Raw genomic sequence first — 26,862 nt, forward strand, 5'->3', positions numbered from 1 at the left:
GCGTCGCGTCGCCCCGACGCGGCGACGCCACGACACCCCGTCGATTCAGGCCCCGAACACGCCCTCGCGCAGCACCGGCACCAGGTCGGTCACGTCGCGCTGCGTCGCGAGACGCGCGTCGGGCTTGCGGCCGGCCTCGGCCAGTCGCGCCCCGCTGCCCGATGCGCTGATGAGGTGCACCGCAGCGTGCTGGAGACCCTCGAACGCGGCGCAGGCGACGGCGGCCTCGGGCGACGTGTGATCGATGCCGAGCCGCACGAGGGCGTCGATCACGGCGCCGGCGGTCAGCTGGTCCTCGATGGCGAAGCGGATGCCGCCGCCTGAGGCCGCGGCGTCGGCGGACTCGTCGGCGCCGGCGCGCTCCCCCGCGGCGACGACCGCGACGAGCAGTCGCTCGCCCCTGGCCTCCTGCAGCGCCAGGACGCGTCGGGCGACGGCCTCGCGATTGCGGAGCGACGCGGCGAGCACGACCACGTCGTGCCCGGCGAGCGCCTCGGCGATCGCGGCGGTCTCGGTGCCCGCGGCATCCCGGGCCGCGTCGCCGCCGGCGTGGGCGGACACCGCGAAGGTCTCGCCGTGCTCGGCCGCGACGACCGCCAGCGTGGTGGCGAGCAGGGCGTCGACGAGGACGACGATGTGCGCGCCGGGCAGGATGCGTGCGGCACCCTCGACCCCCCAGTCGAACCGGACCTGGTACTTCGCCTGCCCGAGGGCGTTCGTCGCTTCGCTCACCGCGACAGGCTACTCCCGAGCGCGCCGCCGCCACCGCTGCGTGACGTTCAGCGACCCGTCATGAGGTCGTACGCGGCCAGCGCCTCGGCGTCGCTCGCGCGCGACGCCGACCGCCGCGCGGCGTCCAGCGCGGCGACGGGGTCGGGCTCCTGACGCGCGATCACGAGCTGGCGCTCCGCCTCGGCGAGCCGTGTGCGCGCGTCGGCGCCGACCCGCGTGCCGCCTCGCCGGATCGCGTCGCCCGCCACCCGCAGCTGGCTCTCGGCGATGGCGATCGCTCCGGCCAGCGCGCCCCGGGCGCCGTCGAGTCGCGACTGCGAGGCCCGCGCCGCGGCCCGTGCGACCTCGAGCCGATCGCGGGCGACGCGCAGTCGATCGCGAGCCGCGAACGGGTCCGACGCGCGTTCGGGGGAAGCGCCTCGGGCTTCGGCGGCGGCGTCGACGGCCCTGGCCAGCGCCGCGCGCGACTCGGGATCGTCGGTCGCGTCGCGCTCGGTGCGGGCGGCGTCGAGCTCGGACGCGAGATCGGCCGCCTGCGTCAGCGCGTCGTCGGCGGCGACCTCGAGGTCGGACTCGACGCGTTCGGCCTCGTCGAGCGTGCGCGCCGCGCGATCGAGCAGCCCCGCCGCCGCCGCGGTCTCCTCGGCGGCCCCCTGCCCACGATCGAGGCGCCCCCGGGCGGTCTCGAGCCGGTCTGCCGCGGCGGCGAGCGCGGCCTCCGCACGGTGCAGCGCGGCCCGCGCCCTGCCGAGCGCGGACGGCGCGAACCGCAGCCCGAGGCGGTCGAGCGCTTCGGCCGCCGCGGCGCCGCGCGCCGAGAGCGCACGACGTCGGCCGCCGAGCACGGGGGCGTCGGACGTGGCTCCGCGCTCGGCCTGCCGCCGGGCGTCGAGCGCGGCATCCGCGGTGCGCAGGGTGGCGAGCGCCGAGTCGCACAGCTCGATGATGCGCCCGGCCCAGGCCCGTCGCTGGGCGGCGGTGTCGGGCTCGGCGTCGTCGAGCCGCTGCTGGAGGAGGAAGGCCTCGCGCAGGCGCCGCTGCGCCGCGTCGACGGACTCGCGCATCGACGCCGCCGTCGCCGCGTCGAACTGGGCCTCGACGAAGAGCACCTCGCCGAGCGCGTCGCGCACCGCGGAATCGGCCTGCACGATACGCGACTTGGCCCGCACCTCGTCGTCCCGGCCTGCCTCCAGGGCGGCCTGCTCGCGGCGGGCACCGAGGCGCCGGAACCCGGCGACGCCGCCGACGAGGGCGATCGCGGCCACGCCCAGCACGAGGAGGGAGGGCAACCACCAGAGTCCGTCGGGCATGCCCGGATTCTACGGGCGCGGGGTGGGCGCGAGTTCGGCGCGCCGACCGCGAATCCGCGCGGGTGCTTGGCTGCGGCATCCGCCGGTCGTATGGTCTGCTCATGCGGGTCCTGCTGAAACTCGAGCTCGAGTGCACTCCGGATGCCGCGTGGCGGGCCCTGCACAGCCCCGCGGTGCTGCGCGAGGTCGTGGCGCCCTGGCTCGACTTCGGATCTCTCGAGGACGAGGGGCTGCCCACGACCTGGTCGGAGGGGCGCCACCGCGTGCAGCCGCGCGCGTTCGGACGCGTCCCGATCGGCGAGGAGGTCATCGACCTCGGCTATCCGGGGAACCTCCCCGACGGCGTGCGGATGCTGCGCGACAGCGGTGGCGCGATCAGCGGCCCGTTCGCCCTCTTCGACCGATGGGACCACCGGATGGCCGTCTCGGCCCTGCCCGGCGGCCGCACCCTCTACCGCGACCGCCTCATCGCCCACGCGGGGGCGCTGGACGCCGTGGCCTGGTACCCGACGTGGGCGTTCTGGCAATGGCGCGGGCGACGCCTGCGCACGCTCGCCCCGACCTGGTCCTTCGATCCGCCCGGTACGGCGGATGCCGCGAGCCGATCGGGCTCCGGAGCACCCGACGACGCCGCACCGAGAGGACTGCCCGCATGACCGACTCATTGCCCACCCTGCAGCTCGCCGACTGGCGGCGGCGCGTGTTCGGCCTGTACTCGGGGGTGCGCCAGCTCAGCGCGCACGACCCGGCCGCCGGCCACGAACTGTGGCGATCGGGTCGCGACGAGCTCTTCGCGGGGCATCCGCAGTCGCCGTTGCTGCCCGACGACCGCGCATCCTTCACCGGCCTGCCGATCGCGTCGTACGACCCCGACTGGCGCTTCGAGCTGGAGGTGCGGCCCGCCGAGGAGCCGCAGAAGCTCGTCGTCGACAGCGCGACCGACGGCAGGATCCGGTTCTCGCTGCTCGGCACGGTCCGCATCCCGTACCTCGGCACGCTCGACGTGTGGCGGCTCAGCCAGTACGCGGGCGGCCTGTTCGTGCCGGTCAAGGACGGCCTCGCGGGTGCGCCCGGCGGCACCTACGGCGGCGGACGCTACCTGCTCGACACCGTGAAGGGCGCCGACCTCGGGCCCGGCGGCGGCGTGGACTCGCTCATCATCGACTTCAACTTCGCCTACAACCCGTCGTGCGCCTACGACCCCTCGTGGTCGTGCCCGCTGGCGCAGCCCGGCAACACGGTGCGCGAGAAGATCCCGGTCGGCGAACTGCTCCCCCGCTGACCGCGACCGGCGCTCACAGCCTCGATCCGGCGGCATCCGCTATGCTGATCGATGGTGTGCGCGACGAACGCGCCGCCTGCGTCGTAGAAACGCTTTCCGGGCCGCCCTCTCAGAGGGGGCCCGTTGACTCTCATACGGCGAACGGATGCGCCGACCGGCGCCTTCGCCAATCCCACCGCCGGGCCGATCCGCCGCACCACGCGAACGCACATGCGAACGCACGTACGGCGGCGTCACCGTGCGGTGCGCCCCGAAAGGCACCCATGACCGACACCACCTTCAGCACGCTCGGCGTGCCCGCGCCCATCGTCGCGGCACTCTCCGCCGACGGCAAGACCAGCCCGTTCCCGATCCAGGTCGACACCCTGCCCGACACGCTCGCCGGACGCGACGTGCTCGGCCGCGGCAAGACCGGCTCGGGCAAGACCCTCGCGTTCTCCATCCCGATGGCCGCGCGCCTCGGCGGCGAGCTCGCCGGCGGCAAGCGCCGCCCCGGCCGCCCCTCGGCCTCGTGCTCGCCCCCACCCGCGAGCTCGCGACCCAGATCGACGCCGTGCTCGCCCCCTCGCCAAGGCGTACGGCATGACCACCACCACGATCTTCGGCGGCATCAGCCAGAAGCGCCAGGTCGACGCCCTCCGCGCCGGCGTCGACATCGTCGTGGCCTGCCCCGGCCGCCTCGAGGACCTCATGAAGCAGGGCTTCGTGACCCTCGACGCCGTCGAGATCACCGTGCTCGACGAGGCCGACCACATGGCCGACCTCGGCTTCCTGCCGGTCGTCACGCGCATCATGGACAAGACCCCGCAGTCGGGCCAGCGCCTGCTCTTCTCGGCGACCCTCGACAACGGCGTGGACAAGCTCGTCAAGCGCTTCCTCCACAACGAGGTGCTGCACTCGGTCGACGAGGCCACCTCGCACGTCGCCGCGATGACCCACCACGTGTTCGAGGTCGACGACGTCGACGCGAAGAACGACCTCATCACCGCGCTCGCCTCGGGCACCGGCCGCCGCATCCTCTTCATGCGCACCAAGCACCACGCCAAGAAGCTCGCGAAGAAGCTCACCGACCAGGGCATCCCCGCGGTCGACCTGCACGGCAACCTGTCGCAGCCGCAGCGCGACCGCAACCTCGCCGCGTTCGGCGACGGCTCGGTCAAGGTCCTCGTGGCCACGGACGTCGCGGCCCGCGGCGTGCACGTCGACAACGTCGAGCTCGTGATCCACGTCGACCCGCCCATGGAGCACAAGGCGTACCTGCACCGCTCGGGCCGCACCGCCCGTGCCGGCAGCGAGGGCGACGTCGTCACCATCTGCCTCCCGTCGCAGAAGCAGGACCTCAAGACCCTGCTCCGCAAGGCCGCGATCCAGGTCGTCCCCGAGCGCGTGACCGCGAAGTCCCCGTCGGTCGTGAAGCTCGTCGGCGACGTCGCTCCCTACGTCAAGCCCGCTCCCCGCGCTGCCGTGCAGCAGCAGGGCGGCGGCGGTCGCTCGCAGGGCGCGAACGCGCAGCGCAAGCGCGCGGCCCGCGACGGCGCACCCGTCGCCCGCGAGGCCCGTGCCGAGGGCGGCGGACGCCGTCGCGGCGGACGCGGCACCGGCGGCGCAGGATCCTCGGATGTCGCTCCCGGCGCTCCCCGTCGCGACCGTTCCGGCCGTCCCGCCGAGGCGAAGTCCAACGCGCCCAAGCAGGGCTCCGGCCACAGCCGCGGTGCGCAGACCACGGGCGCGCAGCGCGGAGCATCCGGTCGCCCCGCGAAGCAGCCGCTCCGCGTCGGCAGCCTCGTCGGCCAGCCCGCGCGCACGAACCGCCGCGCACAGGGCTGATCACCGCCTGAGCGCCCGGACGGCCCCGACGAGCATCCGCTCGCCGGGGCCGTCCTCGTCTGCGGGCGGGTGCCATGCCACGCCGACGGGCACGGGAGAGTCGCCCGGCGACGACGCATTGTCACCGATGGACAACGATCCAGCGCGACAGCCGCCTCGATTTGTCGTGCGCCGCACCCTGGCTTAGCCTCTCGGTATGAGCACCGAAGTCGTTGCCGAAGCCCTTGTGATCCGTCCGGTCCGCGATTCCGACGCCGAAGCACTCGGGCGTGTCCACGCCCAGTGCTGGCACGAAGACTACGACCAACTGGTCGACGAGGCCACCCTCGCGAACCTCTCCCCCCGCCGCATGGCCGAGCTCTGGGCCCACCGGCTCGGACAGGGCGATGCGCACACCTACTTCGCCGCCCTCGTCGACGGCGAGATCGTCGGCTTCGCGGGCGCCGGGCCGGCCCGCGACGACGACGCGCCCCGCGAGCGCGAGCTGTTCTTCATCCACCTGCTCGACTCGCACCACGGCCACGGCATCGGGCAGAAGCTCTTCGATGCCACCGTCGGCGACGAGGCCGTCACCCTCTGGGTGCCCTCGGCCAACACGCACGCGATCGGCTTCTACGAGCGCAACGGCTTCACGGCCGACGGCGCCTCGCACGACGAGCCGTTCCTCGGCGAGGTCATCCACGAACTCCGGATGGTGCGCTGACGCATCGCTTCGACGACGGCGGGCATGAGCCCGAGCGGATGCCGCGGCATCCGCTCTCTCGAACCGACGAACGGGCGACGCGGGATCACCGCGCCGCCCGTCCTGCTGCTCGCGGTCGGGTGAACACGGCCACGCCGCATGATCGCCCGATCGACCGAGCCGGCCGCCCGGACTCGGCCGATCGGCCGATTGACGCCGCGCGCCCGCTCGGCAACTGTGGGACCGCCCGCGGAGCACGGGCGAGGAGGGCGGTCCACGATGGACGACACGGCGAGAGACGCACCCTCGGCCCAGGCCGGCCGGCCCCCACGACTCCCACCCCGCTGGTTCGTGCGGAGCGCCTGGGTCGTACATCGGGGCATCTACCGCGTCACGCGCGGCCGCAAGGGCCTCTGGCCCCCGAAGCCCGAGCGGTGGGGCACCATGCGCCTCACGACGACGGGTCGCCGTACAGGCCGCGAACGATCGGTGATCGTGGCGTACTTCGAGGACGGCCCGAACCTCGTCACGCTCGCGATGAACGGCTGGGCCGAGCCCGAGCCGGCCTGGTGGCTCAATCTGCTGTCACACCCCGAGGCGACCGTCGTGCTGCCGACCGGGGAGCGCCTCGTGCGGGCGCACGCGGCGGTCGGCGCGGAGCGGGCACGCCTGTGGGCCGCCTGGCAGACCTTCGGCGACGACATCGAGGCGCTGTCGGCCCGCCGCAGCCGCGAGACCGCGGTGGTCGTGCTCGAGCCGAGGAACCCGCGTCAGCGCAGCGCGCCGACCGATGCCATCGCCTGACGCACGAGCAGGCCGCGGCCGCCCTCGAACTCATCGCCGACCGCGTCGGAGGAGGCCTCGGCGGGCGTCATCCAGGTGACCTCGAGCGCGTCCTGGCGCGGCTCGCACGTGCCGGTGACGGGCACGACGAAGACGAGCGACACGGCGTGCTGCCGGTCGTCGGTGAACGGCGAGATGCCGGGCATCGGGAAGTACTCGGCCACCGTGAACGGCACGGGGCTCGCGGGCAGCAGCGGGAACGCCATCGGCCCGAGGTCCTTCTCGAGGTGGCGGAACAGGGCGTCGCGCACGGTCTCGCCGAACATCACCCGTCCCGACACGAGCGTGCGGGTCATCTCGCCCACCGCGTTCGCGCGGAGGAGCACGCCGACCTCGGTGACCTGCCCCAGCCCGTCGACGCGCACCGGCACCGCCTCGACGTAGAGCAGGGGCAGCCGCCCGCGGATCTCGGCCAACTCGATGTCGGTCAGCCAGCCGGGAGTCGGGTTGGACGCCGGCTGGTTCACGGGCTCGTCGCCGTTCCAGTCGGGGTCGGGGGTGCGCACGCTCATGCCTCGATTCTGCCCCAGCCCGGCCGGGATACGATGCGTGGATGCGAATCGATGACGAGGCGGTGCTCTGGTCGGCCTCCGAAGCCGACCGTGCCGGCCGGCCGCTGCTCGTGCTCCTGCACGGCTTCAACTCGAACGAGGGCGACCTGTTCGGCCTCGGCCCGTACCTCCCGCTCGAGCCGACGCTCGCCTCGCTGCGGGCACCCGAGTTCACGGGCTACGGGTACGCCTGGTTCCCGTTGCTCGCCGAGGGTGCCGAGCTGTCGGTGCAGGGGGCGGATGCCGCGACCGACGCGATCCTCGCGTGGCTCGACCGGGTCGCGCCCGACGCGGCATCCGTCGGCCTGCTCGGCTTCTCGCAGGGCGGCGCGATGGCGCTCGAACTGCTCCGGCGCGCGCCCGAGCGCTTCGCGTTCGCCGTGAGCCTCGCCGGATTCGTGCTCCCGGGCGAACGCCCGGGCGACGGCGACGCGCGGCTCGCCGAGCTCGCGCCGCCGGTGTTCTGGGGGCGCGGCACGGCCGACACGGTGATTCCGGATGCCTCGGTCGAGCGCACCCGCACCTGGCTGCCGTCGCACTCGTCGCTCGACGAGCGCATCTACGAGGGGCTCGCCCACTCGGTCTCCGAGCTCGAACTCGCGGATGTCGCGGCGTTCGTGCGCGCGCAGTACGCGGCCTGACGGATCAGACGCCGGCGCCGCCACCGCCGCCGCCCGAGGTGCGGCCCTCGGCGGCCCAGCGCGCGGCGCGCTCCTTGTCGCGCTCGCCGACGCGGATCTTCTCCTGGCGCACGGCGGCCTGCGTGGCGCGCTCCTGCACGAGCCACTGCGGCGGCGCCTCGAGCAGCGACTTGATCTCGGCACTCGTGAGCGGCTCGGTGACGCCGCCGCGGGCGAGACCGGAGTTGGAGATGCCGAGCTTCGCGGCCACGACCGTGCGCGGGTGCGGGCCCTCACGACGCAGCGTCTCGAGCCACGCGGGCGGGTCGGCCTGCAGTTCGGCGAGCTCGGCGCGCGTGACGTCGCCCTCGCGGAACTCCTCGGGGGTCGCGTCGAGGAGGATCCCGAGCTTCTTGGCGGCGGTCTCGGGTTTCATCGACTGGGAGGCGTTCACCCTCACACGTTAGCCGGTCCACCTGTGTACGGCATCCGCCGCCGTCCCCTCTGGCCTCCGTCATCGCCCGGATCCGCGGCTCGGTGGATCGCGCCCGCGCGCGGCCCACGACCGACCGCTGCGGCGCGATAGCCTGTGGTGGGCGTTTCCGCGGTACAGGAGGGGGCGAGATGACCCTGCAACTGCGCTATGTCGCCGGGGTCAGCCCCGCACGATGGCTCCGGGCCTGGAACGAGCGGCGACCCGACCTGCCGCTCGAGGCCCACCGGGTCGACGAGGCGTCGCAGCTCGCCGGTCTGCGCGACGGCGAGGTCGACGTCGCGTTCGTGCGCCTGCCGGTCGACGACGAGGGCCTGCACGTCATCCCGCTGTGGGAGGAGCAGCCCGTCGTCGTGCTCGCGAAGGACCACGCGTTCGCCGACGAGACGTCGCTGACCCTCGCCGACCTCGCCGACGAACCGCTCGCCCCGGTGCAGGACGACGCCGCGATGACCATCGAACTCGTGGCCGCCGGCACCGGCATGGTGATCCTGCCGCACGGCGTCGCGCGCCTGCACGCACGTAAGGACGTCGTCGCCATCCCGGTGACGGATGGCGCGACCACGCGCATCGCGCTCGTCTGGACCCTCGCGCGCGACGACGCCGACATCCAGGAGTTCGTCGGCGTCGTGCGCGGCCGCGGAGCGAAGAGCTCGCGCGGCCGTGACGACGACGAGCCGGCGCTCTCGCCCGCGAAGGCGGCCAAGAAGGCGGCCGCCGAACGACGCGCCGCCGAGGCGGCGAAGGCCGGCAAGGGCAAGGGCGGCGCGAAGTCGGGCAAGGGCGGCAGGACCTCGCGGCCGGCGCCGCGAACCGGCGGCAAGCAGCGCAACCAGCGGAGAGGTCGATGACCGGGGCGAGGCCGTTCCTGTTCCTCTCGGCGCGGCCCGAGGTCGAGGCCGTCGGGCCCGAGTACGAGTCGGTCCGCCGGGCGATGGGCGTGGACTCCGACCGCCTCGAACATGTGCGCCTCGACGTCGAGACCCTGCGGTCGTCCGACCTCGCGCGCTACGCGGGAGTCGTCGTCGGCGGCAGCCCGTACAACGTGACCACGGCCGACGAGCACAAGCACCCCGTGCAGCGGCGGGTCGAGGACGACCTCGCGCGCGTCGCCGAGTCCGCCCTCGGTGGTGGCCGTCCGCTGCTCTTCACCTGCTATGGCATCGGCGTGCTGACCCGCCTGCTCGGGGGCGAGGTGGGCACCGAGCACGGCGAGGATGCCGCCGCGGTCGAGATCACGCTCACCGAGGCCGGCGTCGAGGACCCGCTCACGGGTGTCCTCCCCCGGCGCTTCGACGCGCTCGTCGGGCACAAGGAGGCCACCGAGCGGCTCCCCGAGGGCGCCGTGCTGCTCGCCTCGTCCGTCGCGTGCCCCGTGCAGGTCTACCGGGTCGGCACCAGCGGCGTCTACGCGACCCAGTTCCACCCCGAGGTCACGGCGACCGACTTCGTCGCCCGCGCGAACGTGTACCGCCACCACGGGTACTTCCCCGCAGCGGAGCTGCGCGCGGTGAGCGAGCGGCTGGCCGCGGCATCCGTCACCGAGCCGCAACAGCTGCTGCGACGGTTCGCCGCACTCGCCGACGCCTGACGTCGGGCATCGGGCCCCGACCCCAGGCGTCGGCGCGACTCACGCCGGCAGTGCGGGCGGCACCTGCGGCGGCACGGCCGGGTACGCGCGGCGCAGCACGAGGCGCTGGCCGAGCGTCCACGTTACCGTGACGAGCAGGTAGATCGCCGCGGCGAGCGGGACGAACATCGCCACGACCGCGGTGATGAACTGCAGCAGGCCGAGCACGCCCTGCATGCGCGCGACGCCGGCCGGCGACATCCCCGCCCCCGTCGACGCACCCGCCGATGCCCCGGACGGCGCGCCGATCGGAGCTCCCGGAACCACCGGAGCACCGGGCACGGGTCGGAACGCGCGACGCGTGATCTCGCCGACGAGGGCGATGAGCAGCACGATCGCCCCGAACACGGCCACGACGGTCGGGGTCACCGTGCCGGCGGCGAGCGACCCGGCGAGGCTCGACCCGAGGGGCACGCCGAACAGCGTGTGCGTCAGCAGCTCGTTGGGGTGCCCCGCGATGACGGGGAGGATGAACAGGGCGTAGATGACGCCGACGACGGGGATCTGCACGAGCATCGGCAGGCAGCCCGCCAGGGGCGAGGTGCCCTCCTCGGCGTAGAGCGCCATCATCTCGCGCTGCAGGCGCTCGGGGTTCGCCTTGTGCTTGCGCTGCAGCTCGGCGAGCTTCGGGGCGAGCCGGGCACGCGTGCGCTCGGCCTTGGCCTGCGAGATGCCGACGGGGATGAGCGCGGCCCGCACGAGCAGCGTCACGAGCACGATGGCGAGCGCGGCGCTCGATGCGCCCGCGAGGGGCTCGAGGAGGTTCGAGAGCGCCATGAGCAGCCCGTAGGCGAGGTCGAGCACGGCGGCGATGGGCGGGAAGGCGTAGAGGTCCAAGGGAGTCCTAGCGGTCGGAGCGGAAGGGGATCCGTCTGGCCGCGAGGCAGGGGTCGCCGGTGCACCCGCGTTCGCGGGTCGGGTGGGCGGATGTCGCTACGCGGCCTGGATGCCGCGTCCCGGCGCCCTGGGGCGCGGGCGCCCTGCCGCGTCGGGGTCGCTCTGGGCGATGAGCCGGCCGGGATCGGCCGTCTGCCGGAGTCGTACGGCGGCGCCCGTCGGATCGGCGCCGACGAGAGCGGGCACGGCCCGGTACGCGGTGACGAGGACCGCGACGGCCGCGATGCCGATCGCCCCGATGACGAGCATGGAGACGTGCCCGTCGCCCGCGAGCTGCGGTTCGAGCAGCCCGCCGATCAGGCGGAGGAGGGCGACGACGTGTTCCACGACGGTCTCCTTCCGGGCGATGACGCATGGTGCGATCGCGTTCTCACGCTAGCACCGGCGGACCCGCCGCCGATGGGGGAATGTGACGCCGAACGCGAACGAGCGGATGACGGATCGACCGTCATCCGCTCGTTCGCGACCCGATGTCGTGGCCCGCTACGCGGCCTTGCGGCTGTTGCGCGTGACGAGGCCGTAGATCAGCAGGAGGATGATCGACCCGGCGATGGCGAGGAGCCACGTGCTCCACGACCAGAACTCGTTGAGGCCGACCCCGAAGATCAGGCTGCCGAGCCAGCCTCCGAGGAACGCTCCGACGACGCCGAGCAGCAGCGTGATGAACCAGCCGCCACCCTGCTTGCCCGGCAGGATCAGCTTGGCGATCGCCCCGGCGATGAGGCCGAGGATCAGAAATGCGAAGAAACCCATGATGTGCTCCTTACTCTGGCGTTGTTCCTCAACCAACCACTCGCGGGGCCTGCGCGCAAGCGCTGATTCGGCGCGTCAGAGGTTCGCACCCCACCCGGTCGACTCGCCGGCCGGTGAGACGGCCTGCGGCACGCCCCACGGGTTCGCGGTCTGCAGTGGTTCGGGCAGCAGCTCCTCGGGTGCGCCCTGGTACGCGACCGGCCGCAGGAACCGGGTGATCGCGGCGGTGCCGACCGACGTGGACGAGTCGTTCGTGGTGGCCGGCCACGGTCCGCCGTGCTGCATGGCGGGGGTGACGGCGACCCCGGTCGGCCATCCGCCGAACAGCACCCGCCCGGCGTGCTCGGTGAGCACCCGGACGAGCGATCGCAGCTCGGGCGTGGCCTCCCCCGCGGCGGCGTGCACGGTGGCGGTGAGGTTGCCGTCGAGCAGCGTCGGCACGAGCGCGGCGAGGTCGGTGGAGGGCGGGACCTCCACGACCACCGCGAGCGGGCCGAAGGACTCCTCGAGCAGCGTCGCGCGGGCGGCGACGAGGTCGTCGAGGGAGACGGCGACGATGGTCGGGGTGACCCAGCCCTGACCGGCACCGTCGATCTCGACGCGGCCCTCCGCGATGGCGCGCACGCCCGCGGATGCGAGGACGGCCTCGCGCCGGGCGACGTAGCCCTCGGCGATGCGCGGGTTCAGCAGTCGGTGCGGGGCGACGGATGCCGCGGCATCCGCGATGCCCTGGTCGAGACCGTGACCGGTCGGCGCGAAGACGAAGCCGGGCTTCGTGCAGAGCTGGCCCGCCGACCCGCTGACGCTCGTGACGAAGCCGGAGACGATCTCGTCGGTGCGCTCGGCGAGCGCGCCCTCGGTCACGAAGACGGGGTTCAGGCTGCCGAGCTCGCCGAAGAACGGGATGGGGACCTCGCGTGCGGCGGCGATGCCGGCGAGGAACTGCCCGGCCGGGATCGAGCCCGTGAACGAGCCGGCCTTCACGCGCGGGTCCTGGAGGATCGAGACGCCCTCCTCCTGGCCCATGACGACCTGGAACACGCCGTCGGGCATGCCCGCGGCCGCGAGCGCCTCGGCGACGATCGCCGCCGTGCGTCCGGTGAGCTCGGGGTGCCCGGGGTGACCCTTGAGGATCACCGGGCATCCGGCGGCGAGGGCCGACGCGGTGTCGCCGCCCGCGACCGAGAACGCGAACGGGAAGTTCGACGCGGCGAAGTTCACGACCGGTCCGAGCGGCACGAGGTAGCGGCGCACGTCGGCGCGCGGCCCCAGCGCGAACTCGGGGTCGGCCGCATCGATGCGCACGTCGAGGTAGGCGCCGTCGGCGACGGCCTCGGCGAAGAGCCGCAGCTGCACGGCCGTGCGGCGGAGCTCCCCGCGCAGGCGCGCCTCGGCGAGCCCGGTCTCGGCCATGGCGATCGGCACGAGCGCGTCGGCGTTCGCCTCGATCGCGTCGGCGACGGCGACGAGCGCCCGCGCGCGATCGCGCGGGTTCGTGTCGGCGAACGGCTGGGCGGCAGCCGCTGCGTTCGCGGCGATGGTCTCGAGTTCGGGGGTCATGCTCTCTCCTGGGTGCGACGAGGCGCCGCGGTCGGGCTGGTCGGAACGGGGCGCGGGTGCGCGTGCGCGATCGTCAGAACTGGAATCCGGTCGGGAACGGGTCGCTCGGATCCAGCAGGTACTGCGCGGTTCCCGTGACCCACGCGCGACCCGTGATGGTCGGGATCACGGCCGGGCGGCCGTCGACCTCGGTCTCGGCGATGAGGCGCCCGACGAACCGGCTGCCGATGAACGACTCGTTCACGAAGTCGGTGTCGAGGGCCAGCTCGCCGCGCGCCCAGAGCTCGGCCATGCGCGCCGACGTGCCCGTGCCGCACGGCGACCGGTCGAACCAACCCGGGTAGATGGCCATGGCGTGGCGCGACAGCGCGGCATCCGACCCCGGTGCGATGAACTCGACGTGGTGGCAGTGGTCGAGGCCCTCGATGCTCGGATGCCGCGGCGGGGCGGTCTCGTTGATCGCCTCCATGATCGCGAGTCCGGCGGCGATGATGTCCTGCTGGCGCGAGCGCTCGTAGGGCAGCCCGACCGCGTCGAGGTCGACCATGGCGTAGAAGTTGCCGCCGAAGGCCATGGAGTACGGGATCGTGCCGTAGCCCGTCACCTCGACGGTGGTGTCGAGCACGTCGACGTAGCTCGGCACGTTCTCGATCGTCACGGAGTCGGCGTGCCCGTCGCTCACCGCGACGCGCGCGATCACCAGGCCGGCGGGCGTGTCGAGGCGGATCTCGGTGACCGGCTCGACGACCTCGACCATGCCCGTCTCGACGAGCACCGTCGCGACGCCGATGGTGCCGTGCCCGCACATCGGCAGGCACCCGCTCACCTCGATGTAGACGACGCCCCAGTCGCAGTCGGGCCGCGTCGGGGGCTGGAGGATGGCGCCGCTCATCGCGGCGTGCCCCCGCGGCTCGTTCATGAGGAACAGCCGCAGGTCGTCGAGGTGCTCCATGAAGTGGAGCCGCTTCTCGTTCATGGTGGCGCCCGGGATGACCCCGACGCCTCCGGTCACGACACGGGTCGGCATGCCCTCGGTGTGCGAGTCGACGGCCGAGATCACCCGGTTCGAGCGCATTCGTCCTCCAGCCCTTCAGTCCGATTCGGCGCGAGCTCAGCGGCTCGCGATGTAGTCGAGCGCCTTCTGCGTGTCGCGGCGCACCTGCGCCTCGTGCTCGGCCGACAGCGGGCCGCGCGGAGGACGTGTCGGTCCACCGTAACTCTGCCCGGCGATGTCGATGGACAGCTTGATCGCCTGCACGAACTCGGTCTTCGAGTCCCAGCGGAAGACCGCGACGAGCTGCGTGTAGAGCGTGCGCGCCTCGTCGATGCGCCCGGCCTTGACGAGGTCGTAGATCTCGACGGCCTCCTTGGGGAACGCGTTCGGGTAGCCCGCGAACCAGCCGGTCGCGCCCACGACGAGCGACTCGAACAGCAGGTCGTCGGCACCCGCGATGACGTCGATGTCGCAGAGTTCCTTGATCTCGAGCACGCGGCGGATGTCGGCCGTGAACTCCTTGATCGCAACGACGTTCTCGAGCTGCGCGAGCTCGGCGACGAGGTCGGGCGTGAGGTCGACCTTCGTGTCGAAGGGGTTGTTGTAGAGCATGATCGGCAGGCCGACCTCGTTCACGCGCGAGTAGTGCTCGATGACCTCGGCGCGGTTCGCGCGGTAGATCGTCGGCGGCAGCAGCAGCACGCCGTCGGCGCCGTCCTCCTTGGCGTACTCGGCCCACTTCACGGCCTGGTGCCAGCCCACGCCGTGCACGCCCGCGACGACGAGGCCGCGCCCGTCGACGGCCTCGACGGCGACCTGGATGACCTTGCGGCGCTCCTCGTCGGTCAGCGACGAGTACTCGCCGAGCGAGCCGTTCGGACCGACGCCGCGGCATCCGTTCGAGATGAGGAAGTCGCAGTGCTCGGCGAACCGGTCGTAGTCGACCGCGAGGCCGGCGGGTGCGGAGGCGTCCTCCTTGAAGGCGAGGGTCGTCGCGACGACGACGCCGCCGAGGTCGAATTTCTGCGTGGTCATGGGTGTCCCTTCCGGACGTCGGTGGTGAGGGTCTCGGACGCGTGGTCCGATGGTTCGTGGTGGCCCGCCGCGAGCTCGCCGATGCGGATCGGCGACGCGATGGGCCGGCGGTCGGTGGTGACGGATGCCGCGGGCGCGCCGACGAGCTCCTCGACCGTCCGCCCGCAGATGCGGCCCTGGCAGATGCCGAGCCCGGCGCGCGTGGTGAGCTTCATCGAGCGCAGGCCGCTGCCGCAGGTCGCCTCGCGCGTCTCGCGGAGGCGGCCGTAGGGCACCTCCTCGCAGCGGCAGACGAGCGTGTCGTCCTCGAGCCAGCCGCTCCAGCCCGGGCGGATGCCGTGCGCCGCCTCGATGCGGGCGGCGAAGCCGGTGAAGGTGCATCGGGCGCGGACGGCCGCGGCGATCCCGGTGTCGTCGGCGCTGCCGCCGGCCGCGACGTGTCCGGCGATGGCGCCCTCCGCCAGGGCCGCGTCCACGCCGCCGATGCCGGTGATCTCGCCCGCGGCGTACACCCCGGGAACGCTCGTCTGCTGGCCGTCGTCGATGCGGACGAACCGGTCGCCCGTGAGCTCGCAGCCCGCGGCGATCGGCAGTTCGAGGCGCGGCGTGAAGCCGTGGCTGACGCACACCGCGTCGGCCTCGATGCGACGCTCGGTTCCGGCGATCGGGGCCCAGTTCGCGTCGACGTCGGCGATGGTCACGGCCTCGACCCGGTCGGTGCCGTGGGCGGCGACGACGGCCCGCCCGGTCACGTAGGGGATGCGGTGGCGCAGGTGCGTGCCCACGTAGCCCGCGAGCTCGCCGCCCTTCTTCGCGGCGCCGAGGAGCTGCCACGGCTTCGGCAGCCAGCCCCTCACGAGGCCCGGGACGCGGCTCGCCTCGTAGACGCCGAGCACGCGCGCGCCGGTGGCCGCGACGGAGGCCGCGACGGGCAGCAGGAACGGGCCGGCGCCCGCGATCACGACGCGTTCCCCGAGCGCGACGCGCTCCCCCTTCGCGAAGGCCTGGGCCGCGCCCGCGGTGAACACCCCGGGCAGGTCCCACCCGGGGAACGGCAGCGTGCGGTCGTGGGCGCCGGTCGCGAGCACGAGTGCGTCGGGCCGGAAGGTGCGCCCGGTGCGGCGCGCGCCGTCGGGCGGACCCACGAGCACGTGCACGGCGACGGGGGCGGCCCGGCCCGCGGCATCCGGAGCACCCGCATCATCGGTCTGCTCGATCGCCCAGACCTGCGCGCCGAGCACGATCTCGCACCCGGGGTCGCGCTCGAGCTCCTCGTGCAGCGCCCGGTAGGTGGACCAGCCGTGATGCAGCACGCGCTCGTTCGCCGACGGCCGGGCCTCGGGCAGGTGCCGCCAGTACTGGCCGCCCGTGGCGTCGGCGGCATCGAGCAGGGTGACGGATGCCCCGCGCTCGCGCGCCGCCCTGGCCGCGGCGAGGCCGGCCGGCCCCGCGCCGACGACGAGCACCGTGCGGGCGGTCATCGCGCGACCTCGGGGAGCTCGTCGTGCTGCGAGCGCACGACGTCGCCGTCGCCGGCGCGCCGCTGGCACGCGCGCACGTCGCGCTCGCCGTTCACGGTCACGATGCAGTCGAAGCAGACGCCGATGCCGCAGAAGAGCCCGCGCGGACGGGCGTCGACCGAGGTCCTGCGCCAGGCGAGCCGGCCGGCCGCGAGCACGACGCCCGCGATGGTCTGGCCCTCGACGCCCGCGACGGGGTCGCCGTCGATGGAGATCACGATCGGGTTCGCCGGCGCGGGGCGGATCGGATCGCGCTTGGCGGGCACCATGCGTGCGGCCATCAGGAGACCTCCTCCAGGTGGGGGGCGAGGCTCGCCCGATCGAGGGCGAACGGCGCGGCGTCGATGGGGGGCTCGGAGCCGAGCATGCCGGCGACGAGCATCTCGGCCGTCGCGAGCGAGAGCCCGATGCCGGCGCCCTCGTGCCCGCTCGCGTGCCAGAGTCCCGCGGCGCGGTGGTCCTCGCCGATGACCGGCAGGTGGTCGGGCATGAACGGCCGGAACCCGCCGTAGGTGCGCATGATCGAGGCGTCCGCGAGGAAGGGGAAGAGGCGCAGCGCCTTTCCGGCGATCTCCCGGATCACGTCGACGCGGAGGCGCTCGTCGAACCCGACCTGCTCGCGGCTGGAGCCGAGGAGCACGGTTCCGGCGGCGGTGGACTCGACGACGCTCGAGGTCTGCAGCGCGGCATCCGACGACTGCGTCGCACCGAAGTAGTCGCCGTCGTAGACCTTGTGGAAGACCCGGTGCGGCATGCGGCTGGTCACGAGCACCATGCCGCGGCGCGGCCGGACCGGCAGGGTCGCGCCGAACGATCGGGCGACCTCGCCCGACCAGGGGCCGGCCGCGATGAGCACGGCACCCGCGAGCACGTCGCCCTCGGTGGTGGTGACGCCGACGATGCGCCCGGATGCGTCGCGCGTCGCGCCGGTGACCTCGACGCCGGTGCGCACGACGGCACCGTGCCTGCGCGCGGAGGCGAGGAGCGCCTCGGTGGCGATGACGGGCTGCACCTGCGCGTCGTCGGGGTAGTGCACGGCCGCGGTGATCGCGGGGTTCAGCCACGGCTCGAGCTCGAGGGCGGTCGCGATGCGGACCGCGCGGGCGTCGACGCCGGCGGCGCGCTGGCCCTCGGCGAAGGCGAGCAGCGGCTCGGCGCCGGCCTCGGTCGTGGCGACCACGAGTCCGCCCTTGCGCTCGTACTCCAGCGCCGGGAACGCGGGCCCGAGTTCGTCGGCGAGCTCGGCGACGAGGCTCGGCCAGAGCGACGACGCGTAGACCGCGAGCTCGAGCTCGGCGCCCGGCCCCTTGTCGGAGACGAGGAGGTTGCCCTCGCCCTTCGCGCTGGTTCCGGATGCCGCGGCTCCGCGCTCGAGCACGGTGACGCGCAGCCCTGCGACGGCGAGCGCCCGGGCGCAGGCCGCACCGATGATGCCCGCGCCCACGATGACGACGTCGCTGGTCATGGGCGCTCCTCTCCGCGTCTGGTCCGACAACAGTAATATGTCACATATCGATGGCGGATTCAACGCCCTCGTGCACGGCGCGCCGGCTCATCGATGCGTTCAGTGTCGTGGCGACGCCATGCGGCGCGCAATCCCCGCGCCGCCGACGCCGTGTCCCGACCGCCGCGACGACCGGGGCACCTAGGCTGACGGCATGGCCGCCGCAGAGTCCGCCCCGAGCCCGCTGAATTCCGCACTCGCCGCCGTGCTCGGCTCGGTCCTCGAGCATGCACGGCCGAAGACCTCCGGCGCGGTCGCCACCTACATCCCCGAACTCGCGAACGAGGACCCCGAACAGCTCGGCATCGCCCTCGCGAGCGTGCGCGGCACCGTGCACCAGGCGGGCGACAGCGACGCGGAGTTCACGATCCAGTCGGTGTCCAAGCCGTTCGTCTTCGCCCTCGCGCTCGAGCAGTCGGGACTCGCGGCCGTCACCCGGCACGTCGGCCTCGAGCCGAGCGGCGAGCCGTTCAACGCCATCAGCCTCGAGGAGGCGACGGGACGACCGCTCAATCCGATGATCAACGCCGGCGCGATCGTGACCACCTCGCTCATCCGGGGAGACGGCGCCGACGAGAAGTTCGCGGTGATCGACGCCGGACTCTCGGCGTTCGCCGGGCGCACGCTCGACGTCGACGAGGCGGTGTTCGCGTCCGAGGCCGACACCGGCGACCGCAATCGGGCCCTCGGGTACCTCGCGCGCGCCGCGGGCACGCTCGCCTCGACCTCCGAGGTCGCGACGACCGCGTACTTCCGCCAGTGCGCGGTGACCGTCACCGCCCGCGACCTCGCCATCATGGCCGCCACGCTCGCGGGAGGCGGCGTGAACCCCGTGACGCGCGAACGGGTCGTGAGCGAGGACGTCGCCCGATGGACGACCGCGGTCATGACCAGCAGCGGCATGTACGACGCGTCGGGCGAATGGCTCGTGCGCGTCGGGCTGCCCGCCAAGAGCGGGGTCGGCGGCGGAATCGCGGCGCTGCAGCCCGAGGAGTTCGGCATCGGAACGTTCAGTCCGAGGCTCGACGGGCGCGGCAACAGCGTGCGCGGCGTCGCGATGCTCGAGGAGCTCAGCGAACGGCACGGCCTGCACATGCTCGAGCACCGCGATGCGCCGCTGTCGCCGATCGGCGAGATCTCGGTCGGCGGGGCGGGCGCCGATTCCGAGGTCGCGGGCGACGACGTCGTCGCGATGCTGCGCGGAGACCTGACGTTCGGCAACGCCGAGGAGGTGCTCACCCGCCTGCTGCCGCTGCTCGAGTCCGAGCGGAGCATCACGCTCGACTTCGGTTCCGTGACCCGGGTGGGCGAGCCGGCGGCGCGCATCTTCCGGTGGGCCGCGGAGGCCCTCGGCGAGACGGCCGACGGTCGCGCGCGCGTCGAGCTGCGCGACCCCGATGGCGTGCTCGGCGCCTGACGGCGCGCGGGCCGCGCGAGGTCGGAGCGGGCTACTCCCCCTCGGGGTTGCCCGCCCACCACCCCAGCGTGTGGTGGATGTGCCGGTGCATGAGCGCCCGCGCCGCTGCGGCGTCGCCCTCGGCCAGGTGACGCAGCAGCACGAGGTGCTCGGCCGCCGACTCGTCGAGGCGCTTGGTCTCGAGCATGTCGGAGAGGCCGACGAGTCTGGTGCGCGAGCGCAGGTCGGCGACGGTGGCGACGAGCAGCCGGTTGCCGAGCAGCCGTGTGAGGGCGAGGTGGAACTCGAGGTCGGCCTCGAGGTAGCTCCGCAGGTCGCCCGACCTCGCACCGTCGACGATCTGCTCGGCGAGCGCCTGCAGCGCGGGCAGCCGGTCGGCGGGGAACCGGCGGGCGAGCTCCTCCATGGCGGGCGGCTCCAGCAGCTGGCGAACCTCGACGATCTCGCGCAGTGCCTCTGGGCTCACCGTGGTGACGCGGAATCCCTTGTTGCGCACGGGCTCGACGAACCCGCGGCTCTCGAGGTCGAGCATCGCCTCGCGAACGGGCGTGGCGGAGACGTCGAACTGCGCCGCGAGCGTCGGCACGGTCAGCAGCTCGCCGGGCGCGAGTTCGCCCGAGATGATCGCCGCCGACAGCGCCTGCTCCACGCGCGCCCGGAGGCTCAGCTGTGCTTCGACCGGTCGGATCGCCGTGACGGCCATCTCGATGTCCTCTCTGTCGGAGGTGCTGACGAGGTGCAGGTCACTGCGCTCGCATCCACTGCTCGATGCCGGTCGCGTCGATCGGCAGCGCCGCCGACAGCACCTCGGAGCCGCCGGTCGTGACCAAAATATCGTCTTCGAGGCGAACTCCGACGCCGCGGAGCTCCGGCGGCACGGTCGTGTCGAACGCGTGGAAGTACAGGCCCGGCTCGACCGTGAGCACCATGCCGGGCGTCATGACGCTGCCCTGGTACGCCTCGTAGCTCGACTGGGCGCAGTCGTGCACGTCGAGGCCGAGGTGGTGGCCGATGCCGCACACGAGGTAGCGACGGTGATGCTGACCCTCGGGCGAGAGCGCCTCGTCGACCGAGACGGGCAGCAGCCCCCAGTCGGAGAGGCCGTTCGCGATGACCTCCATGGCGGCCGTGTGGAAGTCGGTGAAGGGCCGTCCTGGAGCCACGGCCGCGAGCCCGGCGCGGTGCGATCGCTCGACGAGGTCGTGCACCTCGCGCTGCGCTGAGCTGAAGGTCCCGGATGCCGGGAACGTCCGCGTCACGTCCGCCGTGTAGTAGGTGCGGTTCTCGACGCCCATGTCGAGCAGGAGCAGTTCGTCGGGCTTCACCGGCCCGTCGCAGCGGACCCAGTGCAGGGTCGGCGCGTGCTCCGCCGACCCGACGATCGTCGAATAGCCCGGGCCGTTGCCGAACGTGCGCGCGTGTCGGTCGAACGTGCCCTGCAGCCAGCGCTCGCCGCCGAACTCGATCGCGTTCGGCACCTCGCGGATGACGCTGCGGAACCCCTCGACGGTGCTGTCGACGGCGCGCCGCAGCTCCTCGACCTCCCAGTCGTCCTTGATCATGCGGAGCTCGGCGAGCACGCGGCCGAGCTCCGTCGACCGTGCGACGCCCGACAGCGCGGGATGCCCGGAGTTCAGGGTGCCGGTCAGCAGCACCTCGCCCGTTCGCCCGACGGCCTCGGCGAGTCGTTCGAGCGGGCGCACGTCGATCTCGAGCGCGGCGGCCCAGTCGCCCATGTCGGGCGCCGAGCCGACCCAGAGCTCGCCGTGCGCGGCGTTCGCGAAGAAGTCGGGGTTGCCGGGGTACGCGGGTGCCGGAACGAAGAGGGTCGCGTCGTGGCCGGTTCCGGCGGGGGTCAGCACGACGACGGCGTCCTCGGCGGAGCATCCGCTCAACCAGAAGAAGTCGCTGTCGGGCCGGAAGTCGTAGTTCGTGTCGTTCGCCCGCACCGGGGCGCGGCCCGCGGCCACGACGATCGTGCGACCGGGCAGCGCGGCGCTCAGGCGGGCCCGATGGGCAGCGGATGCCGCGGCGACGCCGGGCTCGGTCGGGGGCGTGCGATCGGGGGTGTCCCATCCGGTCGCCATGTACTCGAGGAACGCGGGCACCTCGCGCAGCCTCGGGAGGCGGGGATCGCGGGTGGCGGGCGCGGGCATCGACGCGGCTGCGGACGCCGACGCCTGCGCCGAACCCTCGTGGCCGTGGCCGGCGTGGGAGGTCGTGGTGGTGGTGGCCTCGGTCATGCTGCGTGCTCCTCTGCTCGGTCGCGGATCGGTCCGCCCAGTTCGTCGACGAGTCGGAACAGTCGCGGGACGACCCGCTCCGCCCCGATGCCGTCGTGCTCGTATTCGTTCGTCACCCACGCGCGGGCGTTGCCGACGTGCTCGGCGGTCTCCAGCTGCAGGCCGGCGTCGACGTACATGTCGTCGTAGTACACGGCCGCCGCGAGCGGCACCTCGTTCGCGGCGAGGCGGTCGAGGTCGTACAGCGCGCTCCACTCGGTGCGCGCCGCGAGCAGCTCGACGGCCGCCTCGAAGGGCTGCAGCGCGCGGATCTCGCGGAACATCCAGGGGTACATCATCTCGCCGGTCATGAGCAGCGGCCGGGCGGACTCGGCGAACTGCGGCAGCCGGTCGCGCTCGGCCTGCGCGGCCCAGTTCGTCGCGCCCGTGGCATCCGACGCGTAGATCGACTCCTGCATGACCGCGAACAGCGGGTTGTCGCTGTACGAGCTGCGCGCCTCGACCTGTGCGAGGAAGGTGTCGGTGAGCTCGTCGGATGCCGCGTCGAAGGCCTCGTCAATCAGGAAGTGCAGGCGCTCGTATCCCGGCTTCATGCCGAAGTCGATGCCGAGGCTCTGGAACCGGCGCACCGTGAGGACGTCGCCGCCGGGCAGGAGCACGTCGCCCGAGTCGAGGCGGTCGGCGATGCGCGCGAGCGTGGCCTCGTGATGCGGATAGCGGGCTCGGAACTCGCGGTTCTTCGCCTCGACGCGGGGGTACGTGCGTCGGTAGACCTCCGCGGCATCAGGACGGACGCTCGCGAGGCCGCCCGTGACGTAGCAGGCGGCGAGGCCCTCGGGGGCGTGCGAGAGGTAGGCCAGCGTGATGAATCCGCCGTAGCTCTGGCCGAGGGTCGACCAGCGGCGGCCGCCGAACACGGCCTTCCGCAGGTGCTCGGCGTCGGCCACGATCGAGTCCGCGCGGAAGTGGGCGAGGTACTCGGCCTGCGCCGCGGCATCCCCGATCGAGGTGATGAGGCGGCCGTCGATGCGCGAGCTGCGGCCCGTGCCGCGCTGGTCGAGGAGCACCACCCGATGCTCCTTCAGCGCCTCGCCGACCCAACCGTCGGGACCGGTGGGCCGTGGGCCCTTGCCACCCGGGCCTCCCTGGAGGTAGACCAGCACGGGCAGGTCGTCGCGTCGCTTGACGGGGTCGACGAGCTCGCGCGCGAAGACCTGGATCGTGCGGGCGTCGTCGTCGTCGAACCAGTCGAGCGGCACCTCGACGACGTGGTCGCGCACGTGCATGCCCGGAATCGTGTACTCGGCGGTGATCACGCGCCGGCTCCTTCCTCGGCGAGCATCCGAGCACGTCGGAGCTCCCATTCGGGGTCGATCTTCGGCACCGCGGCGAGCAGCGCCCTCGTGTACTCGTGCTGGGGGCGCTCGAAGATCGCGTCCCGGTCGCCCTGCTCGACGATACGCCCCCGGCTCATCACGGCCACGGTGTCCGCGATCTGGCGGACGACCGCGAGGTCGTGGGCGATGAAGACGTAGCTGAGGCCGAGCTCCGCCTGCAGCGAGTTCAGGAGGTTGATGACCTTGGCCTGCACCGAGACGTCCAGCGCCGACACCGCCTCGTCGCAGATCACGAGCTTCGGGCTCACGGCGAGTGCCCGGGCGATGCCGATGCGCTGCGCCTGGCCGCCCGAGAACTGGGCGGGATAGCGCTGGGCATGGTCGGGGTTCAACCCGACACGGTCGAGCAACTCCCGCACGAGTGCGCGCTTGCCGCCCTTCGGCGAGATGCCCTGGTAGTCGAGTGGGGCCGTGATGATCTTCTCGACCGTGTGGCGCGGGTTCAGCGACGAGAACGGGTCCTGGAAGACGACCTGCACGTTCGACCGGAACGACGCCAGGGCCCGGCCGCTCGCCTTCGTCACGTCGACGCCGTCGAACTCGAGCGTGCCGCGCGTCGGATCGATGAGCTTCGCGACGATGCGCGCGGTCGTCGACTTGCCGGAGCCGGACTCGCCGACGATGCCGAGCGTCCTGCCCCGCGGGACCTCGAAGCTCACGTCGTCGACCGCCGTGAAGGTGTTCGTGCCCGCGATGAAGGCGCCGTCGCCGCGGGTCGTGAACTCCTTGGTCAGGTTGCTCGCCGTCAGGATGGCGTCGGTCATCGGATCGTTCCCTTCAGCTCCTCGAACGGGTCGTCGATGCGAGGCAGCGCGGCCAGCAGGGCGCGGGTGTACGGCGCCCGCGGGTTCGAGAAGATCTCTTCGGCCGTGCCGCTCTCGACCTGCGCGCCGTCCTTCATGACGAGCACGTCCTGCGCGACCTGGCTGACGACCGCGAGGTCGTGCGTGATGAAGATCATGCCCGTGCCCGTCTCCCGCTGGAGGTCGGCGAGCAACTCGAGGATCTGCGCCTGCACGGTCACGTCGAGCGCCGTGGTCGGCTCGTCGGCGATGAGCAGGTCGGGTTCGAGGCAGAGGGCCATCGCGATCATGATGCGCTGGCGCATGCCGCCCGAGAACTGGTGCGGGTAGTGGTCGACGCGACGCGCGGCATCCGCGATGCGCACGCGCTCGAGCGCCTCGATGGTGACCCTGCGGGCGTCCTTGCGGCTGCCGCCGTTGTGGGCCCGGTAGGCCTCCTCGATCTGGAGGCCGACCGTGTAGTACGGGTTCAGCGACGAGAGCGGGTCCTGGAAGACCATCGCGACCTTGTCGCCGCGCACGCGCCGCATCTCGCGGTCGGTGCGTCCCAGCAACTCGTGGCCGTTCAGGCGGATGCTGCCGGTCGCGGTTCCGCCGCGCGGCAGCAGGCCCATGATCGCGAGCGAGGTCATCGACTTGCCCGACCCGGACTCGCCGACGATGCCGAGCGTGTCGCCCGCCTCGACGCGGAACGAGGCGTCCTTCACGACCTCGACCGGCCCGGCCGAGGTCGGGAACGTCACGGTGAGGTGCTCGACCTCGAGGAGGGTCGCCCCGGGCACGGGGATCGAGATGGTTCGCGGTGCGGTGAGACTCATGCGGACTTCACCCTCACTCTCGGGTCGAGGTACGTGTACGCGACGTCGACGACCATGTTCGCGATCACCACGAGCGCCGCGGCGAGCAGGGTCACGCCCATGATCACGGGCTGGTCGTTCTTCGCGATCGAATCGGCGGTGAGCTTGCCGACGCCGTTCAGGCCGAAGACCGTCTCGGTGATGAGCGCGCCGCCGAGGAGGCCGGCGAAGTCCATGCCGAACAGCGTGACCACGGGCGTGAGCGACGGGCGCAGCGCGTGGCGTCGGAGCACCACCGGGGCGTCGAGGCCCTTGGCCCTGGCCGTTCGCATGAAGTTCTGCCCGAGCGTGTCGATGACGTTCGTGCGCACGATGCGCGAGTACATCGCCGCGTACCCGAAGGCGAGCACGAGCCACGGCATCAGGTACGACTGGAACCAGAGGAGCGGATCCTCGGCGAAGGTCACCGACTGCGGGAACGGCAGCCAGCGCAGCTGCACCACGAGCAGGTACTGCAGGAGCAGCGCGACGAAGTAGTTCGGCAGGCTGATGCCGGCGAGCGCCGACATCATGACGCCGCGGTCCCAGCCGGTGCCCTGCTTGACGGCGCTGAGGAGGCCGCCGCCGATGCCGGCGAGCAGCCACAGGGCCGCGGCGCCGACCGCGAGCGTGACCGAGACCGGCATCCGATCGACGATCATGTCGGTCACCGGCTGGTTCGTCTGGAAGCTGAACCCGAGGCACGGAGCGGCGCACTCGATCGCCGCCGCGCCCTCGCCGTAGGTGCGGCCGGTGAAGATGCCCGAGAGGAACTGCCAGTACTGCTCCCAGAACGGCAGGTTCAGGCCGAGCTGGGCCCGGATCTGGTCGATGCGCTCGGGCGTGCACGTCTTGCCGCAGATCTGCACCGCGGGGTCGGGCGAGAGCCAGAAGAAGATCATGAACGTGAACAGCGAGATGAGCAGCAGCACACCCGCGGCGGCGAGGAGACGACGGAGGATGGTGAGGGCCATTACGCGGCATCCCCCGCATCGAGCACGCGGCGCAGGTTGTCGCCCAGCACAGTGAACGCGAACACCGTGAGGAAGAGGAACGTGCCGGGAATGAGGAAGAACATCGGGTCGACGGCGTACCAGCCGACCGCGGTCGAGATCATCTGGCCCCACGAGGGGGTGGGCGGCATGACGCCGACGCCGAGGAAGGAGAGCCCCGCCTCGGTGCCGATGTAGCTGGGCACGGCGAGCGTCGCGAGCACGATGATGGTGCCTCTCAGGTTGGGGAGCACCTCGCGGAACACGATCTTGACCGGCCGAGCGCCCGAGGCCCTGGCCGCCTCGACGAACTCGGAGTTGCGCAACGACATGGCCTGGCCGCGGATGACGCGGGCGGTGTACGGCCATCCGAAGATGCTGAGCACGAGCACGAGCAGGGCGGGCCGATTGCCGGACGGCAGCGCCGACAGCAGCGCGATCATGAAGATGAGCGAGGGGAACGCCATGAGGAAGTCCATGACGCGCGAGATGATCTGGTCGGCGAGACCGCCGAAGAATCCGGCGATCATGCCGAGGATGACGCCGAAGGTGGTCGTGATGATCGTCGCCGAGACGGCGATCATGAGCGAGACGCGCGCGCCGTAGGCGATGCGGACGAGGATGTCGCGGCCGTTGCCGGGCTCGACGCCCAGCCAGTGCGACGCGCTGATGCCGCCGAGCGGGCCGATCGGGATGCCGCCGAGGTCGGAGTCGATGGCGGTCGGGTCGAATTCGTACGGATCCCAGCCGGTGATCGCCGAGAGCACGGGCGCGAACACCGCGAGCAGCACGATGAACACGATGATGCAGACGCTGAAGACGACTGCGGGGGACTTTCTGAGCGTGGAGATCACGCGTCGAGCGGGGGTGGGGGCGCTGCCCGTGGGCAGCACCCCCTTCGGCTCCGTCTCGACGGCCAGCTCGCTGGGAACCGTCGACAT

At 72.8% G+C, this 26,862-nt stretch carries 28 protein-coding genes and 1 pseudogene; 9 read left to right on the top strand and 20 right to left on the bottom strand.

The features are described 5' to 3' along the window. Positions 1-45 precede the first annotated feature (45 nt). Together ACR3IO_RS01200 and ACR3IO_RS01205 are read right to left on the bottom strand one after the other, a co-directional pair. Positions 46-732, bottom strand: a complete 687-nt coding sequence (locus ACR3IO_RS01200) for a 2-phosphosulfolactate phosphatase (protein WP_434069336.1) — start codon at positions 730-732, stop codon at positions 46-48. 47 nt (positions 733-779) lie between these two features. Beyond that, entirely contained in the window at positions 780-2,042 is a 1,263-nt protein-coding gene (locus ACR3IO_RS01205) for a hypothetical protein (RefSeq protein ID WP_434069337.1), read from the bottom strand. A 101-nt stretch (positions 2,043-2,143) separates the two neighbouring features. Between ACR3IO_RS01205 and ACR3IO_RS01210 the strand changes: the two genes are divergently transcribed. The 5 genes and pseudogenes from ACR3IO_RS01210 (at position 2,144) to ACR3IO_RS01230 (ending at position 6,637) form a co-directional block, all read left to right on the top strand. Beyond that, positions 2,144-2,698: a hypothetical protein gene (locus ACR3IO_RS01210; RefSeq protein WP_434069338.1), complete on the top strand. Its 555-nt coding sequence runs from the start codon at positions 2,144-2,146 to the stop codon at positions 2,696-2,698. Beyond that, the gene (locus ACR3IO_RS01215; RefSeq protein WP_434069339.1) at positions 2,695-3,324 is read left to right on the top strand and encodes a DUF1684 domain-containing protein; all 630 of its coding nucleotides are present in this window, start codon (positions 2,695-2,697) and stop codon (positions 3,322-3,324) included. The genes ACR3IO_RS01210 and ACR3IO_RS01215 overlap by 4 nt, the downstream gene beginning before the upstream one ends. A gap of 263 nt (positions 3,325-3,587) precedes the next feature. Beyond that, positions 3,588-5,151, top strand: a pseudogene (locus tag ACR3IO_RS01220) (DEAD/DEAH box helicase). 196 nt (positions 5,152-5,347) lie between these two features. Continuing rightward, on the top strand, positions 5,348-5,854 hold the full coding sequence (locus ACR3IO_RS01225; protein WP_434069340.1) for an N-acetyltransferase family protein: 507 nt from the start codon (positions 5,348-5,350) through the stop codon (positions 5,852-5,854). 258 nt (positions 5,855-6,112) lie between these two features. Then, positions 6,113-6,637 (top strand): nitroreductase/quinone reductase family protein, encoded by a 525-nt coding sequence (locus ACR3IO_RS01230; RefSeq protein ID WP_434069341.1) that lies wholly within the window; start codon positions 6,113-6,115, stop codon positions 6,635-6,637. On the opposite strand, the gene ACR3IO_RS01235 is transcribed toward ACR3IO_RS01230, so the two are convergent. Then, the gene (locus ACR3IO_RS01235; protein ID WP_434069342.1) at positions 6,604-7,188 is read right to left on the bottom strand and encodes an NUDIX hydrolase family protein; all 585 of its coding nucleotides are present in this window, start codon (positions 7,186-7,188) and stop codon (positions 6,604-6,606) included. The genes ACR3IO_RS01230 and ACR3IO_RS01235 overlap by 34 nt on opposite strands. A gap of 41 nt (positions 7,189-7,229) precedes the next feature. On the opposite strand from ACR3IO_RS01235, the gene ACR3IO_RS01240 reads away from it, so the two are divergent. Continuing rightward, complete coding sequence (locus ACR3IO_RS01240) at positions 7,230-7,868, top strand: alpha/beta hydrolase (protein WP_434069343.1); 639 nt, start codon at positions 7,230-7,232, stop codon at positions 7,866-7,868. Between the two features lie 4 nt (positions 7,869-7,872). On the opposite strand, the gene ACR3IO_RS01245 is transcribed toward ACR3IO_RS01240, so the two are convergent. Beyond that, a complete protein-coding gene (locus tag ACR3IO_RS01245) occupies positions 7,873-8,283 on the bottom strand; it encodes a DUF5997 family protein (RefSeq protein WP_434069823.1) in 411 nt (136 codons plus the stop codon). A 188-nt stretch (positions 8,284-8,471) separates the two neighbouring features. Between ACR3IO_RS01245 and ACR3IO_RS01250 the strand changes: the two genes are divergently transcribed. Then, on the top strand, positions 8,472-9,191 hold the full coding sequence (locus ACR3IO_RS01250; RefSeq protein ID WP_434069344.1) for a LysR family transcriptional regulator substrate-binding protein: 720 nt from the start codon (positions 8,472-8,474) through the stop codon (positions 9,189-9,191). Beyond that, positions 9,188-9,931: a glutamine amidotransferase gene (locus tag ACR3IO_RS01255; RefSeq protein ID WP_434069345.1), complete on the top strand. Its 744-nt coding sequence runs from the start codon at positions 9,188-9,190 to the stop codon at positions 9,929-9,931. The genes ACR3IO_RS01250 and ACR3IO_RS01255 overlap by 4 nt, the downstream gene beginning before the upstream one ends. 39 nt (positions 9,932-9,970) lie before the next feature. On the opposite strand, the gene ACR3IO_RS01260 is transcribed toward ACR3IO_RS01255, so the two are convergent. From ACR3IO_RS01260 to ACR3IO_RS01300, 9 genes are all read right to left on the bottom strand, one after another. Next, on the bottom strand, positions 9,971-10,807 hold the full coding sequence (locus ACR3IO_RS01260; RefSeq protein ID WP_434069346.1) for a YidC/Oxa1 family membrane protein insertase: 837 nt from the start codon (positions 10,805-10,807) through the stop codon (positions 9,971-9,973). Between the two features lie 96 nt (positions 10,808-10,903). Beyond that, a complete protein-coding gene (locus ACR3IO_RS01265) occupies positions 10,904-11,194 on the bottom strand; it encodes a DUF6412 domain-containing protein (protein WP_434069347.1) in 291 nt (96 codons plus the stop codon). A 156-nt stretch (positions 11,195-11,350) separates the two neighbouring features. Continuing rightward, positions 11,351-11,620 (bottom strand): GlsB/YeaQ/YmgE family stress response membrane protein, encoded by a 270-nt coding sequence (locus ACR3IO_RS01270; protein ID WP_434069348.1) that lies wholly within the window; start codon positions 11,618-11,620, stop codon positions 11,351-11,353. A gap of 75 nt (positions 11,621-11,695) precedes the next feature. After that, positions 11,696-13,180 carry an aldehyde dehydrogenase (NADP(+)) gene (locus ACR3IO_RS01275; protein ID WP_434069349.1) on the bottom strand — a complete coding sequence of 495 codons (1,485 nt, stop codon included), beginning with the start codon at positions 13,178-13,180 and terminating at the stop codon, positions 11,696-11,698. Positions 13,181-13,253: 73 nt separating this feature from the next. After that, a complete protein-coding gene (locus ACR3IO_RS01280; RefSeq protein ID WP_434069350.1) occupies positions 13,254-14,255 on the bottom strand; it encodes a proline racemase family protein in 1,002 nt (333 codons plus the stop codon). A 36-nt stretch (positions 14,256-14,291) separates the two neighbouring features. After that, entirely contained in the window at positions 14,292-15,209 is a 918-nt protein-coding gene (locus ACR3IO_RS01285) for a dihydrodipicolinate synthase family protein (protein ID WP_434069351.1), read from the bottom strand. Next, entirely contained in the window at positions 15,206-16,690 is a 1,485-nt protein-coding gene (locus tag ACR3IO_RS01290) for an FAD-dependent oxidoreductase (RefSeq protein WP_434069352.1), read from the bottom strand. The genes ACR3IO_RS01285 and ACR3IO_RS01290 overlap by 4 nt, the downstream gene beginning before the upstream one ends. Next, positions 16,687-17,010 carry a (2Fe-2S)-binding protein gene (locus ACR3IO_RS01295; protein WP_434069353.1) on the bottom strand — a complete coding sequence of 108 codons (324 nt, stop codon included), beginning with the start codon at positions 17,008-17,010 and terminating at the stop codon, positions 16,687-16,689. Before ACR3IO_RS01295 ends, ACR3IO_RS01290 begins: the two co-directional genes overlap by 4 nt. After that, positions 17,010-18,194 carry an NAD(P)/FAD-dependent oxidoreductase gene (locus tag ACR3IO_RS01300; RefSeq protein WP_434069354.1) on the bottom strand — a complete coding sequence of 395 codons (1,185 nt, stop codon included), beginning with the start codon at positions 18,192-18,194 and terminating at the stop codon, positions 17,010-17,012. Before ACR3IO_RS01300 ends, ACR3IO_RS01295 begins: the two co-directional genes overlap by 1 nt. Before the next feature lie 193 nt (positions 18,195-18,387). Here ACR3IO_RS01300 and glsA point away from each other — a divergent pair, with 193 nt between their 5' ends. Continuing rightward, a complete protein-coding gene (gene glsA / locus ACR3IO_RS01305; protein WP_434069355.1) occupies positions 18,388-19,650 on the top strand; it encodes a glutaminase A in 1,263 nt (420 codons plus the stop codon). A gap of 31 nt (positions 19,651-19,681) precedes the next feature. Here glsA and ACR3IO_RS01310 read toward each other — a convergent pair whose 3' ends face one another. The 7 genes from ACR3IO_RS01310 to ACR3IO_RS01340 are packed head-to-tail and all read right to left on the bottom strand — an operon-like array spanning position 19,682 to position 26,862. Continuing rightward, positions 19,682-20,353: a GntR family transcriptional regulator gene (locus tag ACR3IO_RS01310; protein WP_434069356.1), complete on the bottom strand. Its 672-nt coding sequence runs from the start codon at positions 20,351-20,353 to the stop codon at positions 19,682-19,684. Positions 20,354-20,393: 40 nt separating this feature from the next. Next, positions 20,394-21,893, bottom strand: a complete 1,500-nt coding sequence (locus ACR3IO_RS01315) for an aminopeptidase P family protein (protein ID WP_434069357.1) — start codon at positions 21,891-21,893, stop codon at positions 20,394-20,396. Next, positions 21,890-23,209: an alpha/beta fold hydrolase gene (locus ACR3IO_RS01320; protein WP_434069358.1), complete on the bottom strand. Its 1,320-nt coding sequence runs from the start codon at positions 23,207-23,209 to the stop codon at positions 21,890-21,892. Before ACR3IO_RS01320 ends, ACR3IO_RS01315 begins: the two co-directional genes overlap by 4 nt. Further along, positions 23,206-24,054 carry an ABC transporter ATP-binding protein gene (locus ACR3IO_RS01325; RefSeq protein ID WP_434069359.1) on the bottom strand — a complete coding sequence of 283 codons (849 nt, stop codon included), beginning with the start codon at positions 24,052-24,054 and terminating at the stop codon, positions 23,206-23,208. Before ACR3IO_RS01325 ends, ACR3IO_RS01320 begins: the two co-directional genes overlap by 4 nt. Next, on the bottom strand, positions 24,051-24,911 hold the full coding sequence (locus ACR3IO_RS01330) for an ABC transporter ATP-binding protein (RefSeq protein WP_434069360.1): 861 nt from the start codon (positions 24,909-24,911) through the stop codon (positions 24,051-24,053). Before ACR3IO_RS01330 ends, ACR3IO_RS01325 begins: the two co-directional genes overlap by 4 nt. Further along, positions 24,908-25,903 carry an ABC transporter permease gene (locus tag ACR3IO_RS01335; protein ID WP_434069361.1) on the bottom strand — a complete coding sequence of 332 codons (996 nt, stop codon included), beginning with the start codon at positions 25,901-25,903 and terminating at the stop codon, positions 24,908-24,910. Before ACR3IO_RS01335 ends, ACR3IO_RS01330 begins: the two co-directional genes overlap by 4 nt. Beyond that, positions 25,903-26,862 carry an ABC transporter permease gene (locus ACR3IO_RS01340; protein ID WP_434069362.1) on the bottom strand — a complete coding sequence of 320 codons (960 nt, stop codon included), beginning with the start codon at positions 26,860-26,862 and terminating at the stop codon, positions 25,903-25,905. The genes ACR3IO_RS01335 and ACR3IO_RS01340 overlap by 1 nt, the downstream gene beginning before the upstream one ends.

The sequence above is a fragment of the Agromyces sp. Marseille-Q5079 genome, from assembly GCF_051016555.1.
In the GTDB taxonomy this organism is placed as follows: domain Bacteria; phylum Actinomycetota; class Actinomycetes; order Actinomycetales; family Microbacteriaceae; genus Agromyces.

Coding starts and splice junctions, on each gene's coding strand:
- ACR3IO_RS01240 (WP_434069343.1), top strand. CDS start 7,230: ATGCGAATCGATGACGAGGCGGTGCTCTGGTCGGCCTCCGAAGCCGAC.
- ACR3IO_RS01205 (WP_434069337.1), bottom strand. CDS start 2,042: ATGCCCGACGGACTCTGGTGGTTGCCCTCCCTCCTCGTGCTGGGCGTG.
- ACR3IO_RS01245 (WP_434069823.1), bottom strand. CDS start 8,283: ATGAAACCCGAGACCGCCGCCAAGAAGCTCGGGATCCTCCTCGACGCG.
- ACR3IO_RS01335 (WP_434069361.1), bottom strand. CDS start 25,903: ATGGCCCTCACCATCCTCCGTCGTCTCCTCGCCGCCGCGGGTGTGCTG.
- glsA (WP_434069355.1), top strand. CDS start 18,388: ATGGCCGCCGCAGAGTCCGCCCCGAGCCCGCTGAATTCCGCACTCGCC.
- ACR3IO_RS01300 (WP_434069354.1), bottom strand. CDS start 18,194: ATGACCAGCGACGTCGTCATCGTGGGCGCGGGCATCATCGGTGCGGCC.
- ACR3IO_RS01290 (WP_434069352.1), bottom strand. CDS start 16,690: ATGACCGCCCGCACGGTGCTCGTCGTCGGCGCGGGGCCGGCCGGCCTC.
- ACR3IO_RS01340 (WP_434069362.1), bottom strand. CDS start 26,862: ATGTCGACGGTTCCCAGCGAGCTGGCCGTCGAGACGGAGCCGAAGGGG.
- ACR3IO_RS01215 (WP_434069339.1), top strand. CDS start 2,695: ATGACCGACTCATTGCCCACCCTGCAGCTCGCCGACTGGCGGCGGCGC.
- ACR3IO_RS01230 (WP_434069341.1), top strand. CDS start 6,113: ATGGACGACACGGCGAGAGACGCACCCTCGGCCCAGGCCGGCCGGCCC.
- ACR3IO_RS01255 (WP_434069345.1), top strand. CDS start 9,188: ATGACCGGGGCGAGGCCGTTCCTGTTCCTCTCGGCGCGGCCCGAGGTC.
- ACR3IO_RS01235 (WP_434069342.1), bottom strand. CDS start 7,188: ATGAGCGTGCGCACCCCCGACCCCGACTGGAACGGCGACGAGCCCGTG.
- ACR3IO_RS01280 (WP_434069350.1), bottom strand. CDS start 14,255: ATGCGCTCGAACCGGGTGATCTCGGCCGTCGACTCGCACACCGAGGGC.
- ACR3IO_RS01295 (WP_434069353.1), bottom strand. CDS start 17,010: ATGGCCGCACGCATGGTGCCCGCCAAGCGCGATCCGATCCGCCCCGCG.
- ACR3IO_RS01285 (WP_434069351.1), bottom strand. CDS start 15,209: ATGACCACGCAGAAATTCGACCTCGGCGGCGTCGTCGTCGCGACGACC.
- ACR3IO_RS01270 (WP_434069348.1), bottom strand. CDS start 11,620: ATGGGTTTCTTCGCATTTCTGATCCTCGGCCTCATCGCCGGGGCGATC.
- ACR3IO_RS01225 (WP_434069340.1), top strand. CDS start 5,348: ATGAGCACCGAAGTCGTTGCCGAAGCCCTTGTGATCCGTCCGGTCCGC.
- ACR3IO_RS01275 (WP_434069349.1), bottom strand. CDS start 13,180: ATGACCCCCGAACTCGAGACCATCGCCGCGAACGCAGCGGCTGCCGCC.
- ACR3IO_RS01310 (WP_434069356.1), bottom strand. CDS start 20,353: ATGGCCGTCACGGCGATCCGACCGGTCGAAGCACAGCTGAGCCTCCGG.
- ACR3IO_RS01325 (WP_434069359.1), bottom strand. CDS start 24,054: ATGACCGACGCCATCCTGACGGCGAGCAACCTGACCAAGGAGTTCACG.
- ACR3IO_RS01330 (WP_434069360.1), bottom strand. CDS start 24,911: ATGAGTCTCACCGCACCGCGAACCATCTCGATCCCCGTGCCCGGGGCG.
- ACR3IO_RS01250 (WP_434069344.1), top strand. CDS start 8,472: ATGACCCTGCAACTGCGCTATGTCGCCGGGGTCAGCCCCGCACGATGG.
- ACR3IO_RS01315 (WP_434069357.1), bottom strand. CDS start 21,893: ATGACCGAGGCCACCACCACCACGACCTCCCACGCCGGCCACGGCCAC.
- ACR3IO_RS01210 (WP_434069338.1), top strand. CDS start 2,144: ATGCGGGTCCTGCTGAAACTCGAGCTCGAGTGCACTCCGGATGCCGCG.